24 protein-coding genes, 1 pseudogene and 1 riboswitch are annotated in these 22,846 nt (G+C 71.6%); of the genes and pseudogenes, 13 read left to right on the forward strand and 12 right to left on the reverse strand.

The genetic code is table 11. From position 1 onward, the window contains the following. Position 1: 1 nt before the first annotated feature. On the reverse strand, positions 2-1,291 hold the full coding sequence (locus tag ACIBJF_RS35185; RefSeq protein WP_399179953.1) for an adenosylmethionine--8-amino-7-oxononanoate transaminase: 1,290 nt from the start codon (positions 1,289-1,291) through the stop codon (positions 2-4). Further along, the gene (bioB, locus tag ACIBJF_RS35190; RefSeq protein ID WP_399179955.1) at positions 1,284-2,483 is read right to left on the reverse strand and encodes a biotin synthase BioB; all 1,200 of its coding nucleotides are present in this window, start codon (positions 2,481-2,483) and stop codon (positions 1,284-1,286) included. The genes ACIBJF_RS35185 and bioB overlap by 8 nt, the downstream gene beginning before the upstream one ends. Positions 2,484-2,630: 147 nt before the next feature. Here bioB and ACIBJF_RS35195 point away from each other — a divergent pair, with 147 nt between their 5' ends. After that, a complete protein-coding gene (locus tag ACIBJF_RS35195) occupies positions 2,631-3,758 on the forward strand; it encodes an 8-amino-7-oxononanoate synthase (RefSeq protein WP_399179957.1) in 1,128 nt (375 codons plus the stop codon). Positions 3,759-3,818: 60 nt separating this feature from the next. On the opposite strand, the gene ACIBJF_RS35200 is transcribed toward ACIBJF_RS35195, so the two are convergent. Beyond that, entirely contained in the window at positions 3,819-4,040 is a 222-nt protein-coding gene (locus ACIBJF_RS35200) for a DUF397 domain-containing protein (protein ID WP_399179959.1), read from the reverse strand. Between the two features lie 9 nt (positions 4,041-4,049). Then, entirely contained in the window at positions 4,050-4,910 is an 861-nt protein-coding gene (locus ACIBJF_RS35205; protein WP_399179961.1) for a helix-turn-helix domain-containing protein, read from the reverse strand. Positions 4,911-5,124: 214 nt separating this feature from the next. Between ACIBJF_RS35205 and ACIBJF_RS35210 the strand changes: the two genes are divergently transcribed. Beyond that, on the forward strand, positions 5,125-5,583 hold the full coding sequence (locus tag ACIBJF_RS35210) for an ATP-binding protein (RefSeq protein ID WP_399179963.1): 459 nt from the start codon (positions 5,125-5,127) through the stop codon (positions 5,581-5,583). Between the two features lie 786 nt (positions 5,584-6,369). Here ACIBJF_RS35210 and ACIBJF_RS35215 read toward each other — a convergent pair. From ACIBJF_RS35215 to ACIBJF_RS35225, 3 genes are all read right to left on the reverse strand, one after another. Next, entirely contained in the window at positions 6,370-6,843 is a 474-nt protein-coding gene (locus tag ACIBJF_RS35215) for a C40 family peptidase (RefSeq protein ID WP_399179965.1), read from the reverse strand. 3 nt (positions 6,844-6,846) lie between these two features. Next, positions 6,847-7,068: riboswitch (cyclic di-AMP (ydaO/yuaA leader) on the reverse strand. 350 nt (positions 7,069-7,418) lie between these two features. Continuing rightward, positions 7,419-7,724, reverse strand: a complete 306-nt coding sequence (locus tag ACIBJF_RS35220) for a hypothetical protein (RefSeq protein ID WP_399179967.1) — start codon at positions 7,722-7,724, stop codon at positions 7,419-7,421. Between the two features lie 7 nt (positions 7,725-7,731). Further along, a complete protein-coding gene (locus ACIBJF_RS35225; RefSeq protein ID WP_399179969.1) occupies positions 7,732-8,367 on the reverse strand; it encodes an ATP-dependent Clp protease proteolytic subunit in 636 nt (211 codons plus the stop codon). 85 nt (positions 8,368-8,452) lie between these two features. On the opposite strand from ACIBJF_RS35225, the gene ACIBJF_RS35230 reads away from it, so the two are divergent. The 8 genes from ACIBJF_RS35230 to ACIBJF_RS35265 all read left to right on the forward strand — a co-directional run bounded on the left by ACIBJF_RS35230 (position 8,453) and on the right by ACIBJF_RS35265 (position 14,464). Continuing rightward, complete coding sequence (locus ACIBJF_RS35230; RefSeq protein ID WP_399179970.1) at positions 8,453-8,731, forward strand: type II toxin-antitoxin system Phd/YefM family antitoxin; 279 nt, start codon at positions 8,453-8,455, stop codon at positions 8,729-8,731. Positions 8,732-8,957: 226 nt separating this feature from the next. Then, the gene (locus ACIBJF_RS35235) at positions 8,958-9,260 is read left to right on the forward strand and encodes an urease subunit gamma (RefSeq protein ID WP_055709742.1); all 303 of its coding nucleotides are present in this window, start codon (positions 8,958-8,960) and stop codon (positions 9,258-9,260) included. A 10-nt stretch (positions 9,261-9,270) separates the two neighbouring features. Continuing rightward, on the forward strand, positions 9,271-9,582 hold the full coding sequence (locus tag ACIBJF_RS35240) for an urease subunit beta (protein WP_399179973.1): 312 nt from the start codon (positions 9,271-9,273) through the stop codon (positions 9,580-9,582). Then, positions 9,575-11,296, forward strand: a complete 1,722-nt coding sequence (locus ACIBJF_RS35245) for an urease subunit alpha (protein WP_399179975.1) — start codon at positions 9,575-9,577, stop codon at positions 11,294-11,296. Before ACIBJF_RS35240 ends, ACIBJF_RS35245 begins: the two co-directional genes overlap by 8 nt. Beyond that, positions 11,296-11,970, forward strand: coding sequence for an urease accessory protein UreF (locus ACIBJF_RS35250; RefSeq protein ID WP_399179976.1), 675 nt, complete (start codon positions 11,296-11,298; stop codon positions 11,968-11,970). Before ACIBJF_RS35245 ends, ACIBJF_RS35250 begins: the two co-directional genes overlap by 1 nt. A gap of 46 nt (positions 11,971-12,016) precedes the next feature. After that, complete coding sequence (ureG, locus tag ACIBJF_RS35255; RefSeq protein ID WP_399179977.1) at positions 12,017-12,694, forward strand: urease accessory protein UreG; 678 nt, start codon at positions 12,017-12,019, stop codon at positions 12,692-12,694. After that, positions 12,691-13,449 carry an urease accessory protein UreD gene (locus ACIBJF_RS35260; RefSeq protein ID WP_399180030.1) on the forward strand — a complete coding sequence of 253 codons (759 nt, stop codon included), beginning with the start codon at positions 12,691-12,693 and terminating at the stop codon, positions 13,447-13,449. Before ureG ends, ACIBJF_RS35260 begins: the two co-directional genes overlap by 4 nt. Before the next feature lie 253 nt (positions 13,450-13,702). After that, a complete protein-coding gene (locus tag ACIBJF_RS35265) occupies positions 13,703-14,464 on the forward strand; it encodes a hypothetical protein (RefSeq protein WP_399179979.1) in 762 nt (253 codons plus the stop codon). 308 nt (positions 14,465-14,772) lie between these two features. Here ACIBJF_RS35265 and ACIBJF_RS35270 read toward each other — a convergent pair whose 3' ends face one another. After that, complete coding sequence (locus tag ACIBJF_RS35270) at positions 14,773-15,303, reverse strand: hypothetical protein (protein WP_399179981.1); 531 nt, start codon at positions 15,301-15,303, stop codon at positions 14,773-14,775. 531 nt (positions 15,304-15,834) lie between these two features. Between ACIBJF_RS35270 and ACIBJF_RS35275 the strand changes: the two genes are divergently transcribed. Beyond that, a complete protein-coding gene (locus ACIBJF_RS35275) occupies positions 15,835-17,433 on the forward strand; it encodes an alpha/beta hydrolase (RefSeq protein WP_399179983.1) in 1,599 nt (532 codons plus the stop codon). Between the two features lie 74 nt (positions 17,434-17,507). Here the strand turns inward: ACIBJF_RS35275 and ACIBJF_RS35280 are convergent, their stop codons facing one another. From ACIBJF_RS35280 to ACIBJF_RS35290, 3 genes are all read right to left on the reverse strand, one after another. Beyond that, complete coding sequence (locus ACIBJF_RS35280) at positions 17,508-18,530, reverse strand: NAD-dependent epimerase/dehydratase family protein (protein WP_399179985.1); 1,023 nt, start codon at positions 18,528-18,530, stop codon at positions 17,508-17,510. A gap of 61 nt (positions 18,531-18,591) precedes the next feature. After that, positions 18,592-19,317 carry a lysophospholipid acyltransferase family protein gene (locus ACIBJF_RS35285; RefSeq protein ID WP_399179987.1) on the reverse strand — a complete coding sequence of 242 codons (726 nt, stop codon included), beginning with the start codon at positions 19,315-19,317 and terminating at the stop codon, positions 18,592-18,594. Positions 19,318-19,327: 10 nt separating this feature from the next. Beyond that, positions 19,328-19,816, reverse strand: coding sequence for a MerR family transcriptional regulator (locus ACIBJF_RS35290; protein ID WP_399179989.1), 489 nt, complete (start codon positions 19,814-19,816; stop codon positions 19,328-19,330). 28 nt (positions 19,817-19,844) lie between these two features. Between ACIBJF_RS35290 and ACIBJF_RS35295 the strand changes: the two genes are divergently transcribed. Further along, entirely contained in the window at positions 19,845-20,627 is a 783-nt protein-coding gene (locus tag ACIBJF_RS35295; RefSeq protein WP_399179991.1) for a methyltransferase domain-containing protein, read from the forward strand. A gap of 21 nt (positions 20,628-20,648) precedes the next feature. On the opposite strand, the pseudogene ACIBJF_RS35300 reads toward ACIBJF_RS35295, so the two are convergent. Further along, positions 20,649-21,392 (reverse strand): annotated as a pseudogene (locus ACIBJF_RS35300) (PP2C family protein-serine/threonine phosphatase); the annotation flags it as partial. A gap of 178 nt (positions 21,393-21,570) precedes the next feature. On the opposite strand from ACIBJF_RS35300, the gene ACIBJF_RS35305 reads away from it, so the two are divergent. Then, entirely contained in the window at positions 21,571-22,797 is a 1,227-nt protein-coding gene (locus ACIBJF_RS35305; RefSeq protein WP_399179993.1) for an RNA-guided endonuclease InsQ/TnpB family protein, read from the forward strand. The last annotated feature ends 49 nt before the right edge of the window (positions 22,798-22,846 follow it).

Consider the following 22,846-nt stretch of genomic DNA (forward strand, 5'->3'; position numbering starts at 1 on the left):
GTCATCCCTCCCGCGCCGCGGCGCACACCGCGCGCGCGATCCTCGCCAGGTCCTCGTCCGAGGTGATGTACGGCGGCATCGTGTAGATCAGGTCGCGGAAGGGGCGCAGCCACACGCCCTCCCGCACGGCCGCCGCGGTGGCCGCCGCCATGTCCACGTCGTGGTCGAGCTGGACGACGCCGATCGCCCCGAGCACGCGGACGTCCCGCACACCGGGCAGCTCGCGGGCCGGCGACAGGCCCTCCGAGAGGCCGGCCTCGATCCGTTTGACCTCCGCCCGCCAGTCCTGTCCCAGCAGCAGTTCGAGGGAGGCGCAGGCCACGGCCGCGGCCAGCGGGTTGCCCATGAACGTCGGTCCGTGCGCGAGCACCGGAACCTCGCCCCGCGAGATGCCCTCGGCGACCCGCGCGGTGCACAGCGTGGCCGCCAGCGTCAGATAGCCGCCGGTCAGCGCCTTGCCCACGCACATCACATCCGGGGTGACGCCCGCGTGCTCCGCCGCGAACAGCGCTCCGGTGCGGCCGAAGCCGGTGGCGATCTCGTCGAAGACGAGCAGCACGTCGTGCGCGTCGCAGGCCTCGCGCAACACCCGGAGATACGCGGGGGAGTGGAAGCGCATCCCGCCCGCGCCCTGCACGACCGGTTCCACGATCACTGCGGCCAGCTCGTCGGCGTGACGGGCGATCAGTTTGCGCAGATGGCCGGCGTACGACTCCTCGTACTCCGTCGGCGGCGCGTCCGCGAACACCTGGCGCGGGAGTACGCCGGACCACAGCGCGTGCATCCCGCCTTCGGGGTCGCACACCGACATCGGGTTCCAGGTGTCGCCGTGGTAGCCGCCCCGCCAGGTCAGCAGCCGCTGCTTGCCGGGCCGGCCGAGCGAGCGCCAGTACTGCAGGCACATCTTCACCGCGACCTCGACCGACACCGAACCGGAGTCGGCCAGGAAGACGTGCTCCAGGCCCTTTGGTGACATGTCGACAAGGTGCTTGGCGAGCCGGACGGCGGGCTCGTGCGTGAGCCCGCCGAACATCACATGGCTCATCCGCCCGAGCTGCGCGTGCGCCGCCTCGTTGAGGACCGGGTGGTTGTAGCCGTGGATCGCCGACCACCACGAGGACATGCCGTCCACCAGCTCGCCCGAGCCGTCGGCGAGGCGCAGCCGGACCCCGCTCGCCGACTCCACGACGAGCGGTTGGGTACGTCCGGGCATGGGGCCGTACGGGTGCCACACGTGCCGTCGGTCCAGCTCCAGCAGCTCGGGCACGGTCAGGCCGGGCAGATCAGGCATTGGGCGCGAGGTCCGTTCCGGCGCCCCGGCGGCGTACGGCGACGAGATCGGTGCGCGCCTCTTGCGCGGTCGGCGTGGCCGTCGTACCGCACACGTCCCGGCCTTCGTGACCGCACGCGTCCGCGCCCTCGTGCGAGCCGCAGCCCTCGTGCGAGCCGCAGACCGAGCCGCAGCCGGCCGCGGCCTCGACCCGGTGCTCAGGGAGCGTCACCTCGCCGGCGCCCTCCACCTCGAACCCGGCGTCCGCGATCATCTCCAGGTCGGCCTTGCCGGCCTGGCCCTCGCTGGTCAGGTAGTCGCCGAGGAAGATGGAGTTGGCCAGGTGCAGCGCGAGCGGCTGCATCGTGCGCAGATGGACCTCGCGGCCGCCGGCGATGCGGACCTCCACGTCCGGACAGACGAACCGGACCATCGCGAGGATCCGCAGACAGCGCTGCGGGGTGAGGTTCCACTCCTTGGCCAGCGGGGTGCCCTCGAACGGGATGAGGAAGTTCACCGGCACCGAGTCCGGGTCGAGTTCGCGCAAGCTGAAGACCACGTCGACCAGGTCCTCGTCGCTCTCGCCCATGCCCGCGATCAGACCGGAGCAGGCGGACAGGCCGGCCGCGTGCGCCTTCTGCACCGTGTCCACCCGGTCGGCGTACGTGTGCGTGGTCGTGATGTCCGCGTACGTCCCCTCGGACGTGTTGAGGTTGTGGTTGTAGGCGTCCGCGCCCGCCTCGCGCAGCCGCTCGGCCTGGCCGTCGGAGAGCAGACCGAGGCAGGCGCACACCTCGACCTGCTCGTTCTGCTCCTTGATGGTCCTGATGGTCTCCGAGACCCGGTCCACGTCCCGGTCCGTCGGGCCGCGTCCGCTGGCCACCAGACAGACCCGCTTGGCGCCTCCCGCGAGGCCCGCGGCGGCCGCCTCGGAGGCCTCGTCGGGCTTGAGCCAGGTGTACTTCAGGATGTCGGCCTTGGAGCCGAGCCGCTGGGAACAGTAGGAGCAGTCCTCCGGGCACAGGCCCGACTTGAGGTTCACCAGATAGTTGAGTTTCACCCGTCGCCCGAACCAGTGCCGGCGCACCTTCCCGGCCGCGGCCACCACATCGAGTACGTCGTCGTCGGAGGTGGCCAGAACGGCGAGCGCTTCCTCGCGGGTCGGCAGCTCGCGCCGAAGCCCCTTGTCCACCAGCGTGTTCAGCAGGTCCATGAGGCCTGATCCTGTCCTACGGGACCGCCCCGGGCCAAGGAGAGTTTGCACAACGGAGACGGTTCACCGTGTGGGTATTGCCACACCCTGGGCGGCTGGTCGTGCCGCTAGGGTCTGTCCGCTACCTACAAAAGCCCCGGAGGACCCATGGCGTTCGGCTGGATCGACGAGCAGGCCGAGGCGCGCCGCCGCGCCGGACTCGTACGCACCCTGCGCCCGCGCCCCGCCGACTCAGCCCTGCTGGACCTGGCGAGCAATGACTACCTGGGACTCGCCCACCACCCCGAGGTCACCGAGGGGGCCGCCCGGGCCGCGCGGACCTGGGGCGGCGGGTCCACCGGCTCCCGGCTCGTCACCGGCACCACCGAACTGCACACCGAGCTGGAGCGCGAGCTGGCCGCCTTCTGCGGCTTCGAGGCGGCGCTGGTCTTCTCCTCCGGTTACGCCGCCAACCTGGCCGCGGTCACCGCGCTCGGGCCGCACGGCTCGCTGATCGTCTCCGACGCGGGCAACCACGCCTCCCTCATCGACGGCTGCCGGCTCGCCCGGGGCGAGAGGCAGGTCGTGGGACACGCCGACCCCGAGGCGGTGCGCAAGGTGCTGGCCACCCGTCAGGGGCCGGCGATCGTCGTGTCCGACACCGTGTTCTCGGTGGACGGCGACCGGGCGCCGCTGGCCGGGCTCGCCGAGGCGTGCCGGGAGCACGGCGCGGGGCTGGTCGTGGACGACGCGCACGGGCTCGGGGTGCTGGGCGACGGCGGCCGGGGCGCGCCGTACGCGGCCGGCCTCGCGGGCGCCTCGGACGTGGTGGTCACGGCCACCCTGTCCAAGTCGCTCGGCAGCCAGGGCGGTGTGGTGCTCGGCCCGGCCAGGGTGATCGACCATCTGGTCAACGCGGCCCGGACCTTCATCTTCGACACGGGCCTGGCCCCGGCGGCGGCCGGCGCGGCGCTCGCCGCGCTGCGGCTGCTGGTCCGCGAGCCCGAACGCGCGGCACGGGCCCGGGCGGTCGCCGCGGACCTGCACGCACGGCTGACCGCCGCGGGTCTGGAAGCGGTGCGTCCGGACGCCGCGGTGGTCTCCGTGCGGGCTCCGTCCCCGGAACAGGCGGTGCGCTGGGCGGCCGACTGCCGTACCGCGGGGCTGGCCGTGGGCTGTTTCCGCCCTCCCTCCGTGCCCGACGGCATCTCACGGCTGCGGCTGACCGCCCGCGCGGACCTGTCCGGGACCGAGATCGAACGCGCTGTACGGGTGATCGGCGAAACGCGACCATGAGTCGGCGTGACACGGCCGTGCTTCGCGCGTGGTCGTCTGTGGTCGGTGGTGGTCTTCGGGTCAGAGGGCGGTGAGGAAACCGGCCCAGCTCCCTGCTGAGAAGAGCAGCGCGGGTCCGGCCGGGTTCTTGGAGTCGCGCACGGCGAGCAGTCCGGCCCCGGGGCCGGAGCGCGGCCGGGCCGTCTCCACGCAGTTGTTGGCTCCCGTGCTGTAGCTGCTGCGCAGCCAGCGCACGTCGTGCAGGTCGGTACTGGCAGGGACGTTCCGAGGCAGGGCTGACATGGTGCCTCCTTACGCGCCGTCACCTATCCCGGCGATGTAGTCCAACGTGTCCTCGGGTGAAAGGGCGTGCATCCGAAGGGTGTCGAAGGCCTCCGCGTAGGCCATGAGGTCTTCTTTCCGCTCCAGGTAGAGGCTACTCGTCAACTGGTCTAGAACAACGACGTCCAGATCAGAAGTGTTCGTAAATGAGAAAATAACGAAAGCTCCGGTGAGGCCGACATGAGCTCCGGCGCCGAACGGCAATATCTGGAGCCGGACTTGGGGCAGGCGGGCCGCCTCCATCAGCCGCTCCAGCTGCCGGGCCATCACCTCGGGGCCGCCGACCTCGCGCCGCAGCACCGACTCGTCCAGCACCGCGCTCAGCTTCAGCGGCGGGTCGGCGCGGAGCACGTCCTGCCTGGCCAGCCGCACCTCCACCAGCGCGTCCAGGCCTTCCTCGTCCAGGTCCGCCACCACCGCCCGGGTCACCGCGCGGGCGTACTCGGGCGTCTGCAGCAGGCCGGGTACGACCGTGGTCTCCAGGGTGCGCATCGTGCTGGCCTGTGACTCCAGGCTGATGAAGTCCCGGTACGTGGGAGGCAGCACCCCGCGGTAGGCGTGCCACCAGCGGTGCCGGTCGCTCGTGTCCTCGGAGCCCGCGAGTATCATCAGCAACTCGCGCAGTTGCCCGTCCCGCACCTCGTAGGCGTCGAGAAGTAACCGCACATCGGCTGGTTTCACGCCGCTGGCACCGGTCTCGATGCGGCTGACCTTCGACTGGTGCCAGCCGACCAGCCGGGCTGCCTCACCGCTCGTGAGCCCAGCACCGGTACGCAGCGTGCGCAGTTCGGCGCCCAGTTTGCGGCGGCGCACTGCCGGCCCGTTCTGCATGGGCTCCTCCTTACTCCTTCCGAGCCGCCCCAAAACGGTCTCGCGTCGTAGAGTTCACCGCTTCGGGCGACAGATATATGCATATCTTGGTGGATCGCTCCCCGTGACCGGCCCCGTGATGGCAGGCTGACGAGCAAGCACCAGTCCGGGACCGTACTCGAACCATCCGGCTCCGTGTCGGACCGCGGTCCCGTGGGAAAGGGACGACGTCGCCATGGCAGACCATCTGGAAGCATCCGTCACTCTGCCGAGCGATCCCGCCTCGGTCTCCGCGGCCCGCACGTATGTCGTGGGCACGCTCGCGGAGTGGGGCCTGCCGTCCGACACCGACGTGGCCGACACCGTGCGGCTCATCGTCTCCGAACTCGCCACCAACGCCGTACAGCACACCTTCGGTCAGTCACCCACCTTCACGGTTGACATCGTCCTGGACCGCGACGAACACCTCCGCATCGGCGTCACGGACAGTCACCCACGCTTTCCGAAGAGACTGCCCGCCGCCGTCCAGCAGGACAACGGCCGCGGCATGGTCATCATCCGCTGGCTCACCGCGGAGTGCGGCGGCAAACTCCGCGTCCGTCCCACCCGCGAGGGCGGCAAGACGGTCTCCATCGAACTCCCCTGGATCGTCCCGGCGGAACCGGTCCCGGCGGGGGGCCAACAGGAACCGTAGCCCTCCGGGGTGGGGCTGGTGGGACGACTTCTCTCCGGGGCACTACTCCTCGGGGCCGTAGGCGACCGATCGGGGCGTTGGGTGCGGGGGATGAGCGCTCGCCGGCAAGGGGCGCGCGTACGGGGCGACGGGCGGGGAGATCGGGTACGGGGATGAACGTGGGGGACGTCGGGCACCCGGTGACGAGGGGCTCGGGGACGTCGGTGCGGGCGCGAGTGGCCGGTGAGTGAGGGGCCGAGGCCGACGGGCTGGGAGGTGGTGGCCGTGTGCGTTCTCCGGTGCGGGGCCGGGATGTCTGCCTGGGCGGGGCTCGGGCTTCTGTGATCGCACGGCCCGGACGGCCTGGGCGGCCGGTGTGGTTCCGTCCGCTTCGGGCGCCGGACGTCGCGGCCCCATCTGCGGCGTGTCGGGACTTGGACGAAAAGACCGGGCCGCCGGGCCACCGCGCGGCAGGCGACGGGAAAGGCGCCGCCATCGGAGCCGCTCGTCGGCACCCGGCAGGTCTGTCCGCGCGCCCGGCGCGGCGTGTCGTGGCCTAGACGAGGTTGGGGAGCGCTTCAGCCGTCGAGGGCCGCACCGGTCCGGCGCAGGCTCCTCGCAGCGCCGCCCGATGCCGCGCCCTACACCGACCCCGGGCCGCCCGTGGGCTCCAGGCGGGCACCGGGGTGGCGCTGAGGGCGCTCGGGGCGGCCCCGCTGCTGGAGCCGCTCCGCTCTGACAGGGGGTCAGCCGACCTGCCGTGACAGGCCCCGAATCGGTCAGCCGACCCCGCCGCGCAGGACCGGGTCAGTTGACCCGGCCGTACCAGACGCTCCTCGTCCAGATCTTCTGGAGCCGCACCACGTCCCCGGTCCTCGGCGCGTGCCAGATCTTCCCGTGCCCGGCGTAGATGCCGACGTGGTAGACGTAGGAGCCATAGTGGAAGAACACCAGGTCACCGGCCCGGCGACGGCCGGCGGAGATGTGGTGCGTCCTGTTGTACTGCGCAGCGGCGGTACGTGGCAGGATCTTGCCCGCCTTCTTGAACGAGTAGAGGGTCAGCCCCGAGCAGTCGAAACTGCGCGGCCCGGTGGCCCCCCACCGGTACGGCGCGCCCTTCTTGGCGGCCGCGACCTTCAGTGCCTTTGTGGCGAGCGTTGCGGCCGAGGCATCGGGGGCGAGGCCGGGGACCACGATCGAGCCGCCCACGGCGGCGAGGGTGAGGGCCGAGGCCGTACCGGCCCGGGCCATGAGCGACGGGACACGATTGAGCGCAGTCATGCGCAACCCTTCGTCAGCCGCCTGTGAAGGATGACCTGTCGGATTCGGGCTGGCGAAGGTGCCCGGCCGCGTTGCCGCGGCTTCACCCCAAGGGCTGCGCGGAACCTCAGGCCGTCTGCGACGAGCAGACGAACATCCGTTCCCGCGACCCGTCTTGCCTGGGTCCTCCACTCCTGCCGATCCACTCCTGTCGACCGGTCATCCGGGCGGCGGCAGGACTCGGCGTCCGCCCGGACCGCCCCGCCGCGGCGGCGGGGGCTTGTCGTCGGACGGGATCTTCGCCCACACCGATGCGAAAATCCCAATGCATTCGGGGATTTGTGGTGTTACTCACCACTCACCCGTTCGGGTGGAGCGGGTGCTGTTCGAGGCATCGTCACATTCCGTGCGTAGCCCCGGACCTGGGGCGACGCGCTCTCCGGCGAACGACGCGCCGGTCTGGAGCGCAAGTCGGAAGGCCCGCAGAACGACCCGGATATACACCGGACAGCGGTACGCCATTCGGGCCGTTTTAAGTCCCGCCCGAGCGGTAGCGGTCGACGACCGGGCCCCGGCCGGCTCGTCCGGCGTGCGGATCAGCCGACGCCGTCGGGCGGGAGCGCGACGCGCGCGGTACGGCGTTCACCGTCCAGGACCCGCAAGGCCCGTGCCAGCGTGTGCCCGTGCAGCTCCGTCTCGCCTCGCTGGTGCATCAACGCGAGGGCGTCCCGCAGCTCTGCGGCCTTGCGCACCAGGGCCTGGGCGGCACGCAGCCCGCGATAGGTGTCCCCGCCGTGGGCGGGGTTGGCGCGGCCCAGCAGGTCGGCGGCCTCCAGGTAACGGTCGATCAGGTCGCCCTCGGCATGCGTCAGTGCGGGCAGCGGCGGCAGGTCCGGCAGCATCGGCGGCTCACCTCGCGTCCGGTGCGCCGGGGGTGCTCCGCCTGCTGGGCACGACGGCGTCCACCAGGCCGTAGGCGACCGCCCCAGGAGCGTCCAGGACCAAGTCCCGCTCCAGGTCGCGGCGCACCCGTTCGGCCGTGCGCCCGGTGTGCCGTACCAGCATCTCCTCCGTCAGCGCGCGGACCCGGGCCAACTCCTCGGCCTGGATGAGCAGATCGCTGGGCTGGCCCTCCACCGGCTCGGCGAGCTGGGGCTGGGAGAGGACCACGCGTGCGCCGGGGAGGGTGAACCGCTTGCCCGGCGTGCCGGCCGCGAGCAGCAGGGCGGCGTGCGAGGCGGCCTGGCCCAGGCAGTAGGTCGCCACGTCGCAACTGACGTAGCGCATCGTGTCGTAGACCGCCGTCAGCGCGCTGAACGAGCCGCCGGGGGAGTTGACGTACAGCGTGATGTCCCGCTCCGGGGCCGCGTGTTCGAGATACATGAACTGCGCCATCACGTCGTTCGCGGCCGCGTCGTCCAGCGCGGTCCCGAGGAAGACGATCCGGTCCTCGAACAGCTTGCCGTAGGGGTCGAGCGTGCGCGCTCCGCTGCTGGTGCGCTCGGTGAACTCGGGCAGGACATGACGGGCGAACGTTCGGGACATGGACACACCCCTTCTCATGGCTCGGGCCTCCGGCGACCCGGCTCTGTAAAAAATGTACAGGACGTACATGACGTAAGGTTGGGGTATGGCCTACGAGATTCCGGTGACGCAAGCCAGGGCTGAGCTCGCCGAGCTGATCAACCGCGTGGTGTACGGCGGTGAGCGCGTCATCGTGACGCGGCACGGCAAGCCGCTGGTCGCGCTGGTGTCGGCCGCCGATCTGGAGCGGCTGGACGCGCTGGAGGATGCGGCCGAGGAGCAGGTCGTCAGCTCGGTCTCGGGCGTCCGCGAGGCCGGTTCCGCCGCGCGCGAACAGCAGCGGTTCGGGATCGCCGCCGAGCATCGCGGCCCGGGCGCGTCCTGACCCGCGCGGGTATCGGGGGTCCCATCGCGCGGTCAGCTGTGGATCAAGGTCTGGTTAACGTCGCTGAAACTCCGGCGTTCTAGCCTGCCGATCCACGCCATCAGGGGTTTTTCTGCCCGGATTGAGGACGATCCGGGGATTTGTCTGTGTGTTACACCTATCCCCGTCGCGATGGCTGCGGCAACCGGACCCCGCACGGTCCGGAGCAAGGACTGTGAGGTGGGACGTGCAACTGACCCCGCACGAGCAAGAGAGGCTGCTGATCCACGTGGCGGCCGACGTGGCCGAGAAGCGCAGGGCCCGCGGGCTCAAGCTCAACCACCCGGAAGCGGTCGCCCTCATCACATCGCACATCCTCGAGGGCGCGCGTGACGGCCGTACAGTCGCGGAACTCATGTCCTCCGGCCGCAAGCTCCTCACCAGGGACGACGTCATGGACGGGGTGCCCGAGATGATCCACGACGTCCAGGTCGAGGCCACCTTCCCGGACGGCACCAAGCTCGTCACCGTCCACGAGCCGATCATCTGAGGGGGCCGCGATGATTCCCGGAGAGATCCTGTTCGCGGACGACCCGGTCGTCTTCAACGAGGGCCGTGAGGTAACCCGTCTCACCGTCCTCAACGCCGCCGACCGGCCGGTCCAGGTCGGCTCCCACTACCACTTCGCCGAGGCCAACCCCGGCCTGGAGTTCGACCGTGCCGCGGCCCGCGGAAAGCGCCTGAACGTCGCCGCCGGCACCGCCGTGCGCTTCGAACCCGGCATCCCCGTCGAGGTCGAGCTCGTGCCCCTCGCCGGCGCCCGGATCGTGCCGGGGCTGCGCGGGGAGACCGGAGGTTCCCTCGATGCCTGAGATCGTCCGCGGCGCCTACGCCGACCTGTTCGGACCCACCACCGGTGACCGCATCCGGCTCGCCGACACCGACCTGCTGATCGAGATCGAGGAGGACCGCTCCGGCGGACCCGGTATCTCCGGCGACGAGGCGGTGTTCGGCGGCGGCAAGGTCATCCGCGAGTCCATGGGCCAGTCCCGCGCCACCCGCGCCGACGGCACCCCCGACACCGTCATCACCGGTGCCGTGATCGTCGACCACTGGGGGATCGTCAAGGCCGACGTCGGCATCCGCGACGGCCGGATCGCCGCGATCGGCAAGGCCGGCAACCCCGACACCATGGACGGCGTCCACCCCGACCTGGTCATCGGCCCCGAGACCGAGGTCATCGCGGGCAACGGGCGGATCCTCACCGCCGGCGCCATCGACGCGCACGTCCACTTCATCTGCCCCCAGATCGCCGACGAGGCGCTGGCCTCCGGCATCACCACCCTGGTCGGCGGCGGCACCGGCCCCGCCGAGGGCTCCAAGGCGACCACCGTCACGCCCGGCCCCTGGCACCTCGCCCGGATGTTCGAGGCGATGGAGGCCTACCCGGTCAACGTCGGCTTCCTCGGCAAGGGCAACACCGTCTCGCGCGAGGCGATGCTCTCCCAGATCCGGGGCGGCGCGGCCGGCCTGAAGCTGCACGAGGACTGGGGCTCGACCCCGGCCGTCATCGACGCCGCGCTGACCGTGGCGGACCGCACCGGCATCCAGGTCGCCATCCACACGGACACCCTGAACGAGGCCGGGTTCGTCGGCGACACGCTCGCCGCCATCGCGGGCCGGGGCATCCACTCGTACCACACCGAGGGCGCCGGCGGCGGGCACGCGCCGGACATCATGACCGTGGTCTCGCAGCCCAACGTGCTGCCCAGCTCCACAAACCCGACCCGGCCCTACACCGTCAACACCGCCGAGGAACACCTCGACATGCTGATGGTGTGTCACCACCTCAATCCGGCGGTCCCCGAGGACCTGGCGTTCGCCGAGTCCCGGATCCGGCCGTCCACCATCGGCGCGGAGGACGTCCTGCACGACCTCGGCGCGATCTCGATCATCTCCTCCGACTCCCAGGCCATGGGCCGCGTCGGCGAGGTCATCCTGCGCACCTGGCAGACGGCCCATGTGATGAAGCGCAGGCGCGGGCCGCTGCCCGGCGACGGACGCGCGGACAACCACCGCGTACGTCGATATGTCGCCAAGTACACGATCAACCCGGCGCTCGCCCAGGGCCTCGCCGTCGAGATCGGCTCCGTGGAAACCGGCAAGCTCGCCGACCTCGTGCTGTGGGAGCCGGCGTTCTTCGGGGTCAAGCCGCACCTCGTGGTCAAGGGCGGGCAGATCGCCTACGCGCAGATGGGCGACGCCAACGCCTCCATCCCGACCCCGCAGCCGATCCTGCCCCGCCCGATGTACGGCGCGATCGGCCGGGCCCCGGCCGCCAACTCGGTCAACTTCGTGGCCCCGTTGGCGATCGAGGACGGGCTGCCGGAGCGGCTCGGGCTCGGCAAGCGGTTCGTGGCGATCGCGTCCACGCGTGCGGTGACCAAGGCCGACATGCGCGAGAACGACGCCCGGCCCGACGTCCGGATCGACCCCGACAGCTTCGCCGTGCACATCGACGGCGAACTGGTGGAGGCGACTGCGGCGGCCGAACTGCCCATGGCCCAGCGTTACTTCCTGTTCTGATGGGCAGGGCGGCACTTCTCGTCCTGGCCGACGGCCGCTTCCCCGCCGGAGGCCACGCGCACTCCGGCGGGGCGGAGGCCGCCGTCAAGGCGGGCCGGATCACCTCCGCCGCGAGCCTGGAGGCCTTCTGCCGGGGCCGGCTGCACACGGCCGGACTGGTCGCGGGTGCGCTCGCGGCCGCCGCCGTACTCGGCGTGGATCCAGGAGAGCTGGACGCGGCGGCGGACGCCCGCACGCCGTCGCCCGCGCTGCGGACCGCCGCGCGCAGGCTCGGGCGGCAACTGCTGCGGGCCGCCCGGGCGAGCTGGCCGGCGGCCGAACTCGACGCGCTGGCCCGGCAGTTCCCGAAGGGCGCGCACCAGCCGGTGGTCCTCGGTCTTGCCGCGCGGTCGGCCGGGCTGGGGCCGGACGACGCGGCCTACTGCGCGGCGTACGAGAGCGTGAGCGGGCCCGCGACGGCCACGGTACGACTCCTGAGCCTCGACCCGTTCGACGCGACCGGTGTGCTGGCCCGGCTCGCGCCTGAGCTGGACCGCGTCGCGGATGCGGCGGTGGAGGCGGCGCGGAGGGTGCCCGACGAGGGCGTCGACGCGCTGCCGGCCGCGTCGGGGCCCTTGCTGGAGGTCGGTGCGCAGTGGCATGCGGGCTGGCCCGTGCGGCTGTTCGCCTCCTGAGCCCGGCGCCGGACCCCACACAACGTGTCAGACATTGGAGCCGTACATGCACCTCGACCACACCCACTCCGGCCCCGCCGCCCTCAGCGCGGACGCGCACCGGCCCGACGGATCGCGGCGCGCCCTGCGCATCGGGCTCGGCGGGCCCGTCGGGTCCGGGAAGACCGCGACCGTCGCCGCGCTGTGCCGGGCCCTGCGGGACGAGCTGTCGCTGGCCGTCGTCACCAACGACATCTACACCCGTGAGGACGCCGAGTTCCTGCTCCGGGAGGCCGTGCTGCCGCCCGAGCGGATCACGGCCGTGGAGACGGGCGCCTGCCCGCACACCGCGATCCGCGACGACATCTCCGCCAACCTCGAAGCCGTGGAGGACCTGGAGGACGCGGTCGGCCCGCTGGACCTGATCCTCGTCGAGTCCGGCGGCGACAACCTCACCGCCACTTTCTCCAAGGGGCTCGTGGACGCGCAGATCTTCGTGATCGACGTGGCGGGCGGCGACGACATCCCGCGCAAGGGCGGCCCCGGGGTCACCACGGCCGACCTGCTCGTCGTCAACAAGACCGACCTCGCGCCCCACGTCGGCTCCGACCTCGCCCGGATGGCCGCCGACGCCAAGGCGCAGCGCGCCGAACTCCCGGTGGTCTTCCAGTCCTTGCGCGGCGAGAAGGGCGTCGCCGACGTGGCCGCCTGGGTACGCGAGCGGCTCGCCGCGTGGACGGCGTGACCGGCACCGGGGTGCGGGCCGACGCGCGGATCGTGGCCCGCGCCGACGGCCGGGGCGGCACCGCGCTGCCCGTACTGGACGGCGACGGCCCGCTGGCCCTGCGCCGCACCCGGTCCGCCGGCCGCGAGGCGAGGGTCATGGTCGTCGGCGCGATGAGCGGCCCGCTCGGAGGCGACCGTTTCTCGCTCACGGCGAGCGTGGCGGAGGGCGCCCGGCTGCACGTCGGCTCGGCCGCCGCCACCCTCGCCCTGCCCGGCCAGGCCAAGGGCGAGGCTCATTACGACGTACGGCTCGACGTGGCCGACGAGGCCGAACTGCACTGGCTGCCCGAGCAGTTGATCTCGGCCCGCGGCAGTGACCTGCGCGTCACCACCCGGGCCGAACTCGCGGCCGGAGCCCGGCTCGTGCTGCGTGAGGAGCAGGTGCTCGGGCGGACGGGGGAGGAACCCGGACGGCTCACCAGCCGACTGACCGTACGGGTCGCGGGCCGGACGGTACTGGACCAGCAGCTGGCCTGCGGTCCCGGGGCGCCGGGAGGTTGGGACGGACCGGCGGTGTTGGCGGGGCGCCGGGCGGTGGGGCAACTCCTCGTGGTGCGGCCCGAGTACGCGGTCCGACCGGTCGAGCCCCAGATGCTGGACGAGTGCGCCGCCCTGACGCCGCTGGCCGGCCCGGCAGCACTGGTGACCGCGGTAGCGTCGGACGCGCTCAGGCTACGACGACTCCTGGACGAGGCACTGGGAAGGCTCAGCTGAAGCGCCCCACGACGGGCGCGGAGTCGGAAGCCGATCCAGCCGATGGCCGGGCGGCTGCCGGACCTCCCGCCACCGTGAGGGGTAGACGGGACTCTTCGAGTGAAAAACCGGAGCAAGGCGACCTGACCGCCGGTTCGCTCGTTGTTGGGAGGATCCTCAAAGCATACGTTCGGCTCCAGCGTTCACGGCGGGGGCACCCGTGCACAGACCTTCGTCCGCCCCGCCACAGACCGCAAAGCGGAGAGGAACAGTCATGCACCTGATCCGCGGCGTTCTCGCCGCTGCAACGGTGGCGGCTTCCACGTCAGCCGTCGGCCTGGCCTTCTTCGCGGACTGGATGCCCCGGAGTGCCGATGCCACGCAGGTTCGCATGGTCAGCGCCGCCGGCCTCTCGCGGGGCGAAGCCGAATCGTCCCAGTCACCCTCTACGGAACCGGTCCCGCAGCAGTCAGCGCTTCCCTGCTGGAGCTACGGCGGCCCTTACTGCGGCTGGGTGGGAACATACTGGGGCGGCTGCGACGAGGAGTGGGGCCTGAGCTTCGGGTTCAAGAACCCCGACTGGCTCTGTCCCCACGACCCGCTCCCGAGCCCCTCGGCCTCCCTCAGCCCATCCGGCACCTCGGCCTCCTCGGGAGGCGACGCGGGAATCAACGAGGGAAGCAATGATTCCTCGGTCACGCTCAGCCGTTTGGCCAAACCCCACCACTCGGCCAAGCCTCACTACTCGGCCAAGCCCAGCCCCACAGCCCGGCCCAGCGTCACGGCCCCACCCAGCCACCTGGGTGACGTCAGTGACCACCCGATACAGCTTGTCCTGCCAACCGGTTCCTCGGAGAGACCTCCGGCGATCAGTGGCGGCGACGCTGCGCACCCGTCGGTGGCGGTCGAACCGCAGGTGATGCCGTCGGCGGAAGACGTGCTCGGCTCTCGTCCCGAGCGCCACACCGGGGCCGGCCGGCCGGTACCGGACCGCGAGCCGGTCGTTGCCGGCCAGCTGGAGGGCGAGGACGGCTGAACCAGGCCGGTTTCGCGAGCAGTCGGCATCCGGGTCGCCGTAGCAGTCACCACGCCGGCAGACGGTCACGAAACTCAACTGCGACGCCCAGGGGCAGCGTGGAGACGGCTCACTGCCTCCACGCCATGCAGGCCGTGTCCACGCTACCGGCAATGGCCGATGGGGGCGCAGAGCGCGCACCCTTCCCATGACCTGGCTCGGGTGACAAGCGCGCCCGGACAGTCGAGGCCGAGTCTTCGCGGCGTCGGGTTCCTGACCTGGCGTCACATGCCGGAAAGAGTGCCGCCGGTTCCTCTTCCGGTCGAGCATCAGCCGGCGGATCGACGTCGGCGAAGCCAGGCAGCAGCCAGCATTCCCGAAACCACCAGCAAACCGCCGGCCGCGATCGCGATGTTCTTCCCGCTCAGAAGGTTGGCGCTCCGGCCGGCGGCCGTGCTGAGACGCGGAAGAGGGGAAGGGGTGCCCGTCCGGGGGAGTGGAGAGCCGGACGGGGCGCTCCCTTCCCGAGGTGCACCGCCGTGCGGACGAGCGCGGTCCTCGCGGCCCCCGCCGTCCTTGCCGCCGTCGCAGTGGGTGGCAGGGAAGGGAAAGACTCGCCGGTGGTCGCCGAAAGCCTTCACCACGAAGAGCGGGTGCACCCTGAAGAAGTCACGGATCTCGAACTGGTACTGGCCGGAGGTGTTGATGGGCAAGGTGGCGTCCAGATGCGTCGTGACGGAAAAGCTGGTCCAGGGTGCCGCCGGTGACGAGGACGATCCCGGGTCCCCTTCGAGGACGACGGCCTCCGGCCCACGCCGACCATTGGTCAGAATCGCCCTCAGGGTCTTGTCGATGAGCACGACACCTCGGGGACTGTGGCAGGGACGCCAGGGGCCGTGGGGCCCGTCGTCGTCTTCGTGGAGCCGCAGGGAGGTGGACGCGTGCCGTGCGGACGCCTGCGCAGCGGCACATGGCGACGGGGACGCGAGGGCGATCGCAGCCGCCAGTGGCGCTGCAACCCAGGCATGCAGACTCATGCGATGACCTCCATGGGGGTCGCCCGGCAGGTGGCCGCCCGCCGGGCGGCCACATCCCAATCCCGGAAGAAGGTAAGAGAATTCAGCTCGTCAGATCGTGAGCGTGCGGGGAACCGCGCTCCGTGTCACTCCACCGCAGTAGTCCTCTGAGGGCGGATCGAGGTGCAAACCGGTGTGCGTCCAGTCGCCGCACCCGCAGCGCATCCGACGGCGACTGAGATGCCGGGCGCGAACATGACCATCCGTTTATCGGATTGGTAAAGATGGCAAACACCCCCTGTTCTCAGACGGCTCACAGCGGAGAGGATCCCCCGAACCACTCGCAGTGATCCTGACGTAGGGGGAGGGGCCCACTTGAGGGACAACAGACCGAAGAGCCGCCTGCTGGCGCTCGGTTCGGCCGGAGCGCTCGTCACCGCCACCCTGATCGCCGGTGCCGTCTCGGCGCCCGCGGCCAGCGCCGCCGGCCGGCCCGGCCCGGACCGGGAGGCCAAGGGTGCCGAAATCGCCGCCGCCCGCGCCGCCGAGGCCGGCATCGACTGGAAGGACTGTCCGGCCGACTGGGGGTTGGAGAAGCCCATCCAGTGCGGCTGGGTGAGCGTGCCGCTCGACTACGCGCACCCGTACGGCAAGCAGATCCAGCTCGCCGTCGACCGCATCGGCAACACGGGTACCAAGGAGGAGCGCCAGGGCGCCCTCGTCTACAACCCGGGCGGTCCCGGTGGTTCCGGCCTGCGCTTCCCGCGCCGGGTCACCACCAAGAACCCCGTCTGGGCGAACGTGTCCAAGGCCTACGACTTCGTCGGCTTCGACCCGCGCGGCGTCGGCCACTCCGCGCCCATCTCCTGCGCGGACCCGCAGGAGTTCGTGAAGGCGCCGAAGATGGACCCGGTGCCGGACACCGAGGCGGACAAGACGGCCCAGCGCAAGCTGGCCCGTGAGTACGCGGACGGCTGCCTGGAGCGCACCGGCCAGGCGATGCTCCAGCAGATGACCACGCCGAACACCGCCCGCGACCTGGACGTCATCCGCGCCGCCCTGGGCGAGAAGAAGCTCAACTACCTCGGTGTCTCCTACGGCACCTACCTCGGCGCCGTCTACGGCACCCTCTTCCCGGGTCACCTGCGCCGGATGATCGTGGACAGCGTGGTCAACCCGGCCCGCGAGAACATCTGGTACCAGGCCAACCTGGGCCAGGACATCGCCTTCGAGGGCCGCTGGAAGGACTGGGAGGACTGGGTCGCCGCGAACGACGCCACCTTCCACCTCGGCACCACCCGTGACGCCGTCCAGGCCAAGTGGCTCCAGTTGCGCGCCACCGCCAAGAAGAGCCCCATCGGCGGTGTCGTCGGTCCGGCCGAGCTGATCGCCTTCTTCCAGAGCGCGCCGTACTACGACTCCTCGTGGGTGCCGGTCGCCACGGTGTTCGCCAAGTACGTAGCCGGTGACACCCAGGCCCTGGTCGACGCCGCCGCACCCGACATGTCCGACACGGCCGGCAACATCTCGGCCGAGAACGGCAACGCCGTCTACACGGCCGTCGAGTGCACCGACGCCAAGTGGCCCACCAGCTGGAAGAAGTGGGACAAGGACAACACCGAGCTCAACAAGAGCTACCCGTTCATGACCTGGGCCAACGCCTGGATGAACCTGCCCTGCGCCACCTGGCCGGTCCAGCAGCAGACCCCGGTCGACGTGCGGACCCACAAGGGCCTGCCGCAGGTCCTGATCGTGCAGTCCACCCGGGACGCGGCCACTCCGTACGAGGGCGCCGTCGAACTGCACAAGCGCTTCCAGGGCTCCCGTCTGATCACCGAGAAGGCCGCGGGCTCGCACGGTGTGACCGGCCTGGTCAACCCCTGCATCAACCAGCGCGTCGAGTCCTACCTGATCGACGGCAAGCTGGACGGCGCGGACGTGACCTGCGACCCGCACGCCACGCCCAAGCCGTAACCGGGATCGTACGACGACGAGGGCGGCCGGGCTCTCCGGCCGCCCCTCGCTCATGCCCTCGCTCTCGCGCGCGCTCACGCCGCGAACCGGGTCTCCTCGGCCGCGTAGTCGAACAGATCCGGATACACCTGGGCGAGGAGCGGGAAGCACTCCCGCCAGTCCCGGCCGGAGAGCGCGTCCGTCAGCCACCCGACCGTCTCCGGCAGGCTCTCGGCGTACGGGACCACCGGCCGGTAGCCCAACTCCCGCTCGGCGGCGGACATGTCGAAGACGACCGGCAGCGGAACCGACCAGGGAGTCCGGCCGACGGAGCCCTCGGGAGGGCCGTCGAGGAGGGTCGTCTCCGTCTCCACGCCCATCACGGCGTCGACCGCCGCGCCGATCTCGGCCACCGTCGGCGCCTCGCCGTCACAGGCGTTGAGCACCCGGGCACCGGGCCGGGCCGCGGCCAGCCGGACCAGCTCGGCGATGTTCCGGGCACTCGACGGATGGAACCGGCTCTCGCCCTTGTACGACAGCACCCGCCTGCGCCTGCCGTCCAGATTCCGCTTGACGAAGTACAGCTCACGGGGCAGCGGGCTGTACGGCCCGTGCACCGCGCCCGGCCGCAGCACGGTCACCGGCAACCGGTCGGCGGCCGCGAGGAGTTCCCGTTCCAGCGCGACCTTGCGGGTGCTGTACGACGCCTCGCCCGGGTCCACCGTCGGCTGGGTCTCGGGGACGGGCACCGGGTAGTCGGGAAAGCCGTCCGGCTCGTGCGCCGTGTCGAAGTTCCGGCCCTTGCCGTCGTCGTACACGGACACGCTGGAGATCACGACCGCCGAACCGACACGGCCCGCCAGGGACGTCAACTGCCGTGCGTGCGCGGCGTCGTAGGCGACCATGTCGACGACCAGGTCGCAGCCGTCGCCGATCACCGCGGCCAGGGCGGCGTCGTCGGAGCGGTCCAGCCGGACCGTCCGCACCCCGTCGTCCCACGTCCGGTCCCGGCCGCCGCCCCGCGAGGCCGCCGTCACCTCCCAGCCGTCCCGTACCAGCGCCGCCACCGCCGGACGGCCGATCTGTCCGCTCGCCCCGATCACCACAACTGTCCTCATGGGGCGAGCCTAGGTACACGGGTCGCCGGGGCGGTGGACCTTCTGCCGTCGGCAGAGGCGTTCAGCTCAGCGGCGCCCGCGGGAACCTGCGTTCCCTGGTGCCCTGCTGCGAGGCCGACCGTTCCTTGACGACGGCCGCGTACTCGTCGACGTACTCCTGTTCGGACAGCACCAGGATGGCGTACATGATCTCGTCGGTGACGGCCCGCAGGATCGCCTTCTCCTGCTCCATGCCGGCGTAGCGGGAGAAGTCGAGCGGCTTGCCGAAGCGGATGGTGACCGGGTGGACGTTCGGGATGACCTTCCCGGGCGGCTGGGCCTCGAAGGTGCCGATCATCGCGCACGGCACGACCGGCACGCCGGCCTTCAGCGCCATCACCGCGACGCCGACCTTGCCCTTGTAGAGCCGGCCGTCGTGCGAGCGGGTGCCCTCCGGATAGATCCCCAGCAGCTCGCCCCTGCCCAGCACCTTCAGGCCCTCGCGGATCGCCGCCTGCCCCGCGTCCTTGCCCGAGCGGTCCACCGGGATCTGCCCGGCGCTGCGGAAGAAGAACGCGGTGAGCCGGCCCTTGAGCCCCGGGCCGGTGAAGTACTCCGCCTTGGCGAGGAAGGTGATCCGGCGCCTGAGCATCGCCGGCATCAGGAAGTGGTCGGAGAAGGACAGATGGTTCCCGGCGACGATCGCGGGGCCGGAGGCCGGCACGTTCTCCAGGCCCTCGATCCGGGGCCGGAAGACGAGTCTGAGCAGGGGGCCCAGCAGCACGTACTTGAGCAGGTAGTAGAACACGGCTCGCCCCTTACCTCGTCCAGCCCCAACCACGTGCGCCTGTCGTCATCTGTAACCGCAACTGCCCATGCTCATACCCTTCGTCGAGTTCCTCGCCGGTGATGAGGCTCTCCACAGCCTGACGGTAGTGCGGACAGGCGGTGATGTCCTCGTGAGCGCAGCCGAGCGCGCACTCGAGCAGACCGAGTGAAGCCTGCGCCGCCGCGATCCGCCGGCGCAGCTCGGCGGCCTCGCCCTTCAGTACGGCCCGCCTGGCCGCCGGATCCGCCATAGCGGTGAGCGAGCGGATGACGTCCAAGGACAGGCCGGCCTCCTTGGCCAGCAGGATCACGGCGACGCGGGTGACGTCGGCGGGGCCGTAGCGCCGCCATCCCGCCGGGTCGCGCGCGGGGGTGAGGAGGCCCGTGGCCTCCCAGCGCCGCAGCACATGCGGGGCCAGTCGGTGACGCTCCGCCAGCGCGCCGATGCTCAGGGGCGGTGAGCCGCCGGTTGACCTCATGCCGACATTAAGTCGCACTCTGGCCGGCATGACTAGGCCGACAGAGCAACAGCCGCGCTCCGGCGCGGAACTCGCCGCCGTACTCGACTCGATGGAACGGCGCCCCGCCGCCGAGCAACTCCGCCGTCACTCCTACGACCTGCTGCGCCTGCGCCCCGGCGCGCCGGTCGTGGACGTCGGCTGCGGCACCGGACGGGCCGTGGCGGAGCTGGCCGCGCGGGGTGCGCGGGCGGTCGGGATCGACCCCGCCGAGCCGATGCTCGCGATCGCCCGCCGGCGGTGGCCCGACGCGGACCTGCGGAAGGCGGACGCCTGCGCCCTGCCGCTGGCCGACGGTGCGATGCGCGGATACCGGGCGGACAAGGTGTTCCACGAACTGGCCGAGCCGGAACGCGCGTTGGGGGAGGCGCGCCGGGTGCTCGCCCCGGGCGGCCGGATCGTGCTCCTCGGCCAGGACTGGGACACCGTCGTCATCGACTCCGAGGACCCCGCGATGACCCGCACCCTCGTCCAGGCCCGCGCGGACCGGGTCACCGCGCCCCGGTCCGCCCGCCGCTACCGCTCCCTCCTGCTGGACGCCGGCTTCACCGAGGTGGCGGTCGAGGTCCGCACCGCCGTCTTCACGGACGCGCTCGGCCTCGCTCTGCCGGCCGGGCTGGTGGAGGGCGCCGGGGCGCCGGGGGAGAGCCCGGTGCCCCGGGAGCGCGCGCAGGCATGGCTCGCCGAACAGCGAGCCCGCGCCGCGTCCGACCGCCTCTTCGTGGCCCTGCCGGTCTTCGTGGCCTCGGCGACGGCACCGGGCCGTCCATGACGCTCCCGGCCCCGCCTCGGGTCACAGCCGCACGATGACCAGCGCCGTGTCGTCGGTCGCGCCCCCGGGAGGCAGCAGTTCCAGCAGGACGGCATCCGCGAGGCTCTCGGGGTCCTCCTCGCGATGGCGTGCGAGGGAGTCGGCGAGGCGGGCCAGACCGGTGTCGATGTCCTCGCTGCGGCGCTCCACCAGGCCGTCGGTGTACAGGACGAGAGTGGCGCCCTCGTCGTAGGTCGTGCCCGCCTCGGGCCTCGGGACCGGGTCCGGGCGGGCGTCGAGCGGCGGATCGGTGGCCTGGTCGAGGAACTCCGTGCGGCCGTCGGCGTGGACGAGCACGGGCGGCGGATGGCCGGCGCTGCTGTAGGTGATCGTGCGGCGGTCGCAGTCGATGAACGTCGTGACGGCGGTGGCCGATTCGGCGCCGTCGACGACGTGGGCATACCGCCCCAGGACGTTCAGGGCCTCCGCCGGCCCCGCGGCGACCCGGGATGCGGCGCTCAGCGCGCTGCGCAGCTGGCCCATCACCCCGGCGGCCTCCAGGCCGTGCCCGACCACGTCACCCACGGCCACGCCGAAGCGGTTGCCGCCCACCAGGTCGACGAGGTCGTACCAGTCCCCGCACACGTTCAGCGCGCCGACCGCGGGCCGGTAGCGCACCGCGGCGCGGTGGTGGCCGACGTGCCGGTGGGCCGGAAGCATGGCCTTCTGCAGGACGAGGGCCACCTCGCGCTCGCGGGCGCGGGCCTGGCGCAGCCGTTCGTTCACCGGGTTCCTCCGAGGATGCCCCGGCCTTCGGGCCGGGGAGGAATCGGACTCCTGCGGGGCAGGGTAGGGATAGCCGGATCGCCGTCGGGGGATCCGGCGTCCACCCCGCACGGCGGTGTTGTTGCCCATGATGATCGAGAGCTCTCAACTGTCAGTCCTCTCGGGTAGGTTCGGATGTATGACGACAGAGGCGACCGCGAAGGACACCGGGCATGCCCGGTACACCTTCCGTGTGCGCCTGTCGGCTACCGCGCGGCGCGCACTGGAAGCGGAGTGGGCGCGCTGCCGGTGGCTCTGGAATGAGTGCGTCGCGAAGTCCCAGCAGGTGCACGCGCAGGGCCCGGCGAGTGGCGAGAAGCTGACCTGTGGTCCGGGGCAGTTGGACAGGATGCTGACCGAGGCCCGCGGGGTGACGCCGTGGCTGGCTGAGGGCGCGAGCGTGCCGCAGCAGCAGGTGATACGCGACTTCGCCAGGTCGAGGGCGAAAGCGCTGAAGGACATCAAGGACCGGTTGCCGCAGCACCGCCGGGCCCAGATGCCCCGCTTCAAGAAGAAGCGGGAGGCGCGGCCCAGCCTCAACTACACCAAGCGCGGTTTCCGCCTCAGGGACGGCCGCCTGCACCTTGCCGGCGGGATCGTGCTGAGGGTGGTGTGGTCGCGGGATCTTCCGGCCGGCCCGTCGAGTGTGCGCGTGTACCGGGACACGCTCGGACAGTGGTACGTGTCCTTCGTCGTTGCCGCGCAGAGTGAACCGCTCGCCCCGACGGGGCGCGTGCTCGGGGTGGACTGGGGTGTGAAGGAGACCGCCACCACCACGGACGACGCCTACGACCTGCCGCATGCCGAGCACGGCAGGCGGGCCGCGCAGCGGCTGGCGAGGTATCAGCGGATGATGGCCCGGCGGCGGCGTCCGAAGGGGCAGCCCGCATCCGCCGGCTACCGCAGGGCGCAGGCGCAGGCGCAGGCGGCGAAGCTGCACAAGAAGAGCGCGAGGCAGCGGGAGGACACCGCCCGCAAGTGGGCCAAGCGGGTGATGCGCGGCCACGACGGGGTTGCGGTGGAGGACTTCAGGCCGAGGTTCCTGGCGAAGACCACCATGGCCCGCAAGGCGGCCGATGCCGCCCTCGCCGCGACGAAGCGTGCCCTGGTCGAGATGGGCCGCAAGCACGGACGGGAGGTCCGTCTCGTGCACCCGGCGCACACCACGAGGGACTGTGCCCAGTGCGGAGCGAGAACCAAGCACGCACTGCCTCTGTCGATGAGAACGTATGCCTGCACCGTGTGCGGAGCGGTGTCCCCCAGGGACAAGAACTCCGCCCGCGTGATGCTGGTCCGGGCAGGTTGGAACCCGGACGGTGTCGAGGGCGTAAGACCACCGGGGCCGCCGGCTCCGGTGGCGGCCTGAGCCGTAAATCCCCGCTCAGCCCTGGAGGGCGACGCATCCCCTCCCTTCA

It is taken from the genome of Streptomyces sp. NPDC050743, assembly GCF_044456925.1.
Classification (GTDB): domain Bacteria; phylum Actinomycetota; class Actinomycetes; order Streptomycetales; family Streptomycetaceae; genus Streptomyces.

What these genes read in the sequence shown, in the direction of transcription:
- ACIBJF_RS35295 (WP_399179991.1), top strand. Translation starts at nt 19,845, where the DNA reads ATGACTAGGCCGACAGAGCAACAGCCGCGCTCCGGCGCGGAACTCGCC.
- ACIBJF_RS35220 (WP_399179967.1), bottom strand. Translation starts at nt 7,724, where the DNA reads ATGCTGCCGGACCTGCCGCCGCTGCCCGCACTGACGCATGCCGAGGGC.
- ACIBJF_RS35225 (WP_399179969.1), bottom strand. Translation starts at nt 8,367, where the DNA reads ATGTCCCGAACGTTCGCCCGTCATGTCCTGCCCGAGTTCACCGAGCGC.
- ACIBJF_RS35280 (WP_399179985.1), bottom strand. Translation starts at nt 18,530, where the DNA reads ATGAGGACAGTTGTGGTGATCGGGGCGAGCGGACAGATCGGCCGTCCG.
- ACIBJF_RS35250 (WP_399179976.1), top strand. Translation starts at nt 11,296, where the DNA reads ATGGGCAGGGCGGCACTTCTCGTCCTGGCCGACGGCCGCTTCCCCGCC.
- ACIBJF_RS35245 (WP_399179975.1), top strand. Translation starts at nt 9,575, where the DNA reads ATGCCTGAGATCGTCCGCGGCGCCTACGCCGACCTGTTCGGACCCACC.
- ACIBJF_RS35305 (WP_399179993.1), top strand. Translation starts at nt 21,571, where the DNA reads ATGACGACAGAGGCGACCGCGAAGGACACCGGGCATGCCCGGTACACC.
- ACIBJF_RS35215 (WP_399179965.1), bottom strand. Translation starts at nt 6,843, where the DNA reads ATGACTGCGCTCAATCGTGTCCCGTCGCTCATGGCCCGGGCCGGTACG.
- ACIBJF_RS35230 (WP_399179970.1), top strand. Translation starts at nt 8,453, where the DNA reads ATGGCCTACGAGATTCCGGTGACGCAAGCCAGGGCTGAGCTCGCCGAG.
- ACIBJF_RS35210 (WP_399179963.1), top strand. Translation starts at nt 5,125, where the DNA reads ATGGCAGACCATCTGGAAGCATCCGTCACTCTGCCGAGCGATCCCGCC.
- ACIBJF_RS35240 (WP_399179973.1), top strand. Translation starts at nt 9,271, where the DNA reads ATGATTCCCGGAGAGATCCTGTTCGCGGACGACCCGGTCGTCTTCAAC.
- ACIBJF_RS35265 (WP_399179979.1), top strand. Translation starts at nt 13,703, where the DNA reads ATGCACCTGATCCGCGGCGTTCTCGCCGCTGCAACGGTGGCGGCTTCC.
- ACIBJF_RS35185 (WP_399179953.1), bottom strand. Translation starts at nt 1,291, where the DNA reads ATGCCTGATCTGCCCGGCCTGACCGTGCCCGAGCTGCTGGAGCTGGAC.
- ACIBJF_RS35195 (WP_399179957.1), top strand. Translation starts at nt 2,631, where the DNA reads ATGGCGTTCGGCTGGATCGACGAGCAGGCCGAGGCGCGCCGCCGCGCC.
- ureG (WP_399179977.1), top strand. Translation starts at nt 12,017, where the DNA reads ATGCACCTCGACCACACCCACTCCGGCCCCGCCGCCCTCAGCGCGGAC.
- ACIBJF_RS35205 (WP_399179961.1), bottom strand. Translation starts at nt 4,910, where the DNA reads ATGCAGAACGGGCCGGCAGTGCGCCGCCGCAAACTGGGCGCCGAACTG.
- bioB (WP_399179955.1), bottom strand. Translation starts at nt 2,483, where the DNA reads ATGGACCTGCTGAACACGCTGGTGGACAAGGGGCTTCGGCGCGAGCTG.
- ACIBJF_RS35200 (WP_399179959.1), bottom strand. Translation starts at nt 4,040, where the DNA reads ATGTCAGCCCTGCCTCGGAACGTCCCTGCCAGTACCGACCTGCACGAC.
- ACIBJF_RS35290 (WP_399179989.1), bottom strand. Translation starts at nt 19,816, where the DNA reads ATGAGGTCAACCGGCGGCTCACCGCCCCTGAGCATCGGCGCGCTGGCG.